Source organism: Sphingobium quisquiliarum P25 (genome assembly GCF_000445065.1).
Lineage (GTDB): Bacteria > Pseudomonadota > Alphaproteobacteria > Sphingomonadales > Sphingomonadaceae > Sphingobium > Sphingobium quisquiliarum.
Map to the genome: position 1 here is coordinate 1 of NZ_ATHO01000122.1, position 4657 is coordinate 4657.

The following is a 4657-nucleotide window of genomic DNA, read 5'->3' on the forward strand; positions in this document are numbered from 1 at the left end:
GGCTCTGTTGCAAAAATCGTGAAGCTTGAGCATGCTTGGCGGAGATTGGACGGACGGAACGATGACGGATTTCAAGTGGCGCCATTTCCAGGGTGATGTGATCCTGTGGGCGGTGCGCTGGTATTGTCGCTATCCGATCAGCTATCGCGACCTTGAGGAAATGCTGGCGGAACGCGGCATTTCGGTCGACCATACGACGATCTATCGCTGGGTCCAGTGCTACGCCCCGGAGATGGAGAAGCGGCTGCGCTGGTTCTGGCGGCGTGGCTTTGATCCGAGCTGGCGCCTGGATGAAACCTACGTCAAGGTGCGGGGCAAGTGGACCTACCTGTACCGGGCAGTCGACAAGCGGGGCGACACGATCGATTTCTACCTGTCGCCGACCCGCAGCGCCAAGGCAGCGAAGCGGTTCCTGGGCAAGGCCCTGCGAGGCCTGAAGCACTGGGAAAAGCCTGCCACGCTCAATACCGACAAAGCGCCGAGCTATGGTGCAGCGATCACCGAATTGAAGCGCGAAGGAAAGCTGGACCGGGAGACGGCCCACCGGCAGGTGAAGTATCTCAATAACGTGATCGAGGCCGATCACGGAAAGCTCAAGATACTGATCAAGCCGGTGCGCGGTTTCAAATCGATCCCCACGGCCTATGCCACGATCAAGGGATTCGAAGTCATGCGAGCCCTGCGCAAAGGACAGGCTCGCCCCTGGTGCCTGCAGCCCGGCATCAGGGGCGAGGTGCGCCTTGTGGAGAGAGCTTTTGGCATTGGGCCCTCGGCGCTGACGGAGGCCATGGGCATGCTCAACCACCATTTCGCAGCAGCCGCCTGATCGGCGCAGAGCGACAGCCTACCTCTGACTGCCGCCAATCTTTGCAACAGAGCCCACCGGGGAGCAGACCACCGAAAACCAGCGCCGGGAACTGGAGGCCGTTGCCGCCCGCTCGGGATGGGAGGTGGTGGAGGTCTATGAGGATGCGGGGATCAGCGGAGCCAAGGGCCGTGACAAGCGCCCTGCCTTTGACCGGCTGCTAAAGGACGCCACTCGCCGCAAGTTCGACATGGTGGCAGCGTGGAGCGTTGACCGCCTCGGCCGTTCCATGCCGGACCTTGTGGGCTTTCTCGGGGAACTGAAGGCCCTCGGGGTCGACCTCTACCTCCAGCAGCAGGCGCTCGACACCTCTACGCCCTCCGGCCGCGCCTTCTTCCAGATGCTGGGCATCTTTGCCGAGTTCGAGCGGTCCATGATCCAAGAGCGCGTGAAGGCGGGATTAGCCAGGGCGAAATCTGAGGCCCCCGAGGTCCGCGCCGCAAAGGGCAAGAAGGCTATTGGTCGTCCCTCGCTGCCCGAGGGAACCCGCAAGGCGATCCTAGAGGCCCGAGCGGCAGGCAAGAGCATCCGTGAGACGGCCAAGGCCGCTGCGGTTTCAACTGCGACGGTCCAGAAGGTGCTGAAAGAGGCCGCCTGACCTATCGCGAAGTTCGACGTTTAAGCTCCTGCACCAGCTTGAACCCAGCCGAGGTAACCGGGTCGAGCGGGTTGGCCTTGCAATAGTTGTCAACCCAGCCGAGCAGCCCGCTGGCATTAGTGCCCGGCGCTACATTTCCGCTGTTCGGTCCGAAGGCGTTTAGCCCAGAGATGAAACCGAGCACCCACCCTTCCGAGGCTTGGTTATGAAATCCCGGCTTGCTCCGGTCCTGTGTCCAAGTGGCGCAAGAGTCGGTCTCAGGAAAGCCATAGGTCACAATCTCGCCTTTGGCGCTTTGGGCGGCGGCTAACGCGAGGGCGAGGGCTATCACTTGCAGTCTCCTGTTGTCCTTGACACCGGGGAGTTACCGGCGGGAGCAATCGGCTGCAACGGCTGCACGATTTTCCCGTCATTCTCCGCCCTACAGCGCCGATCCTGCCCCGACCGGACCTACACACCAGACCCGCCTCTCTCGTCGTCCTACGGCTGAGTTTGGCGGGTTTTTCTTACCACAATGAGCATAGGAGGCCGCATGCCCCGCAAGAAGATACCCATCGCTGTCCCGCCGGGCTCCAAATGGTGCCACTCCTGCGCCGAGGCGAAGCCCTGCCAGATGTTCGGGGTCGACCGCAGGAACGCCGATGGGCTGAATTACTGTTGCCTGCGGTGCGCCGATGGGAAGCTGAGGGAGCGGCTAGGGAGGTCGGCGGAGTTCTCTAGGGTGGCGGACCGCCTTCGTGCAATGAACCGGGTGAGCGACCCCACCCGGCCCAAAGTCAGTTAGCTGCGCGCCATGCGTTGACTTGAGCTTTGCTCACGTCATCAGGGTAGCACATAGGCGCGTAGCCACCCGCGCGGCTCCAAGCACTGCGACCGCCACAACTCGAGCCGTTCCTCGCCGTATTATACGGGCAAGGACAGTTGCCGGGATACTCGGCAATCGACTGCTTGATAATGCGCTGCTTAATCTGACCGTCACTCAGGCCGCTCCGAGCGTCCGCCGTTCCCACGAAGGCAAGGCCTGAAAGGGCGACAAGCGCGATGTTGCGAAGAGCCCTCATTCGTAGTCGCTCCCGTAAGTGGAGGAGCGTGGGCGCGAATAGATGTCGGACGAGGAGCTATAAGGGTCCTTCGTGCCTACCTTACCCGTGTGCGGATTGACGTTCCCCCGTGTCGACCAGTTGTCGCTCCGGGTGCTATTCGGATTGGTCCGCATATGAGGCGCAACGTAGGTCCCGTCCTTGCGATAATGACCGCGAACCATATGCGACCCCTCAGCTAAGACGGGGGTGGCAATAACCGCACACAACAATGCGGCAGCTATTCTACGAAGATGCATCAAAGTTCTCCCTGTTGCGATGCACGACGTGCCGCTTCTCAAGGAAGTGGCAGCAGGGAAGGGGGTAAGGCGGATGTGCCTAACTATTTGCTAACAAGAGCTTGTCCAGTGTGGATCGAAATGGGTCTTTACGTTCCCATCGGGAGCAGATTATGGCCGCCAGCCGCCGCGATCTCCAGCGCCCGCTTGGCGCTTTCCTGGCCCTTGACCTGCCTGAGGTCCGCCGTGCGCGGCGGCGGTTCGACCGCCCCGGCCTGCGGCGGAGAGAGGGCGGCCGTCCCTTTGAAATGGTTGAGCAGGCTCAGCAGGTCCGGCGCGGCGATCACCTCGATCCGTCCGGCCCAGGCCGCTTCGGGTCCCTGCGCCACTGGGCAGACCAGGCCCAGATCCTTTTCCCCCGCATGCAGCGCCGCCAGCAGGACGCCGGGCGTGGAGGCGATGCGGCCATCCAGCCCCAATTCCCCCACCACCACATAGCCGGACAGGGTTTCGGCATCGATCACGCCCATCGCGCCCAGCAGCGCCAGGGCGATCGGCAGGTCGAAATGCGACCCTTCCTTGGGCAGGTCCGCAGGCGACAGGTTGACGGTGATCCGCTTGGGCGGAAGCGAAAGGCCGATGGCCGCGATCGCGTTGCGCACCCGCTCGCGGCTTTCGGCCACCGCCTTGTCGGGCAATCCCACGACGATGAAGTTGGGCAGCCCTGGTACGAGCTGACACTGAACCTCCACGCTGCGCGCCTCCAGCCCCAGATAGGCGACCGTCGATACCGTCGAAACCAAATTGCCCCCAATATGTGAAATGCCCCCGCGCGCGCGGGATCAGCCCGGCTCGTCCTGCCGTCCCTTGAAGCCCTGCGCCACCACATACCATTCGACGCTGCCCTTCCGGCTGGCGGGGGGCTTTGCATGTTTGATGGTGGTGAAATGCTTTTTCAGCACTGCGAGCAGATCGGCATCGGTGCCGCCCGCGAACACCTTCGCGACGAAGGTGCCGCCCTTGCGCAGGTTTTCGACCGCGAACCATGCGGCCGCCTCCACCAGCGCCATGGTGCGCAGATGGTCCGTCTGCGGATGGCCGACCGTGTTGGCCGCCATGTCGGAAATGACGAGGTCCGGCGCTTCGCCCAGCGTTTGCGCGAGCAGCGCTGGCGCCTTGTCATCCATGAAGTCCATCTGGAACAGGGTGACATCGGGGATCGGATCGGTCGGCAGCAGGTCGATGCCCACCACCTTCGCCTTGGGCGACAGCTTCTTCACCACCTGCGCCCATCCGCCCGGCGCGACGCCTAGGTCGACCACCGCGCGCGATCCCTTCACGAAATGGAATTTCTCGTCCAGTTCGATCAGCTTGAACGCGGCGCGGCTGCGCCATCCTTCCGCCTTGGCCTTGCGCACATAGGGATCGTTCAGCTGCCGTTCGAGCCAGCGCGTCGACTGGGCAGTGCGCCCCTTCGCCGTCTTCACCCGGACCTTGCCTGCGCCCGCGCCCCTCACATCCTTGCTCCGTCGCGATCCATCAGGCCGCGCAATATGCCTTCCCTGATGCCGCGATCGGCGACGCCCAGCCGCTCGGCGGGCCAGATGTCCAGGATCGATTCCAATATGGCGCACCCCGCCACTACCAGGTCGGCCCGCTCCGTGCCGATGCAGGGCAGCTTCTGCCGCTCGGCCAGCGGCATGGTGGCGAGGCGGCTGGAAATGGCGCGCATCGATGCGCAAGGAACGATCAGCCCGTCGATCGCCTGCCGGTCATAGCGCGGCAGGTTGAGGTGCAGGCTGGCGAGCGTCGTCACCGTGCCGGACGTGCCAAGCAGCCGCACCGAGGACAGCTGGCGCGGCAGGCGGCGGGCGAG

5 protein-coding genes and 1 pseudogene are annotated in these 4657 nt (G+C 63.6%); 2 read left to right on the plus strand and 4 right to left on the minus strand.

The window, feature by feature from the left end:
- Positions 1–61 precede the first annotated feature (61 nt).
- Positions 62–826 carry an IS6-like element IS6100 family transposase gene (locus L288_RS35215; protein ID WP_001389365.1) on the plus strand — a complete coding sequence of 255 codons (765 nt, stop codon included), beginning with the start codon at positions 62–64 and terminating at the stop codon, positions 824–826.
- A gap of 91 nt (positions 827–917) precedes the next feature.
- Complete coding sequence (locus L288_RS35220) at positions 918–1463, plus strand: recombinase family protein (RefSeq protein WP_236613040.1); 546 nt, start codon at positions 918–920, stop codon at positions 1461–1463.
- A gap of 1 nt (position 1464) precedes the next feature.
- Here the strand turns inward: L288_RS35220 and L288_RS43925 are convergent, their stop codons facing one another.
- The 4 genes and pseudogenes from L288_RS43925 to L288_RS0121820 form a co-directional block, all read right to left on the minus strand.
- Positions 1465–1794, minus strand: a complete 330-nt coding sequence (locus L288_RS43925; protein WP_021238871.1) for a hypothetical protein — start codon at positions 1792–1794, stop codon at positions 1465–1467.
- Positions 1795–2936: 1142 nt separating this feature from the next.
- Positions 2937–3584 (minus strand): annotated as a pseudogene (locus tag L288_RS35235) (magnesium chelatase domain-containing protein); the annotation flags it as partial.
- A gap of 39 nt (positions 3585–3623) precedes the next feature.
- Entirely contained in the window at positions 3624–4298 is a 675-nt protein-coding gene (locus L288_RS35240; protein ID WP_021238874.1) for an RlmE family RNA methyltransferase, read from the minus strand.
- Positions 4295–4657: Ppx/GppA phosphatase family protein (locus L288_RS0121820; RefSeq protein ID WP_031304563.1), on the minus strand; the 363-nt coding region annotated here is incomplete at its 5' end. The genes L288_RS35240 and L288_RS0121820, both read right to left, overlap by 4 nt.

Bases quoted from the DNA above. Each gene is read 5' to 3' on its own strand.
- L288_RS35215 (WP_001389365.1), top strand. From the start codon at position 62: ATGACGGATTTCAAGTGGCGCCATTTCCAGGGTGATGTGATCCTGTGG.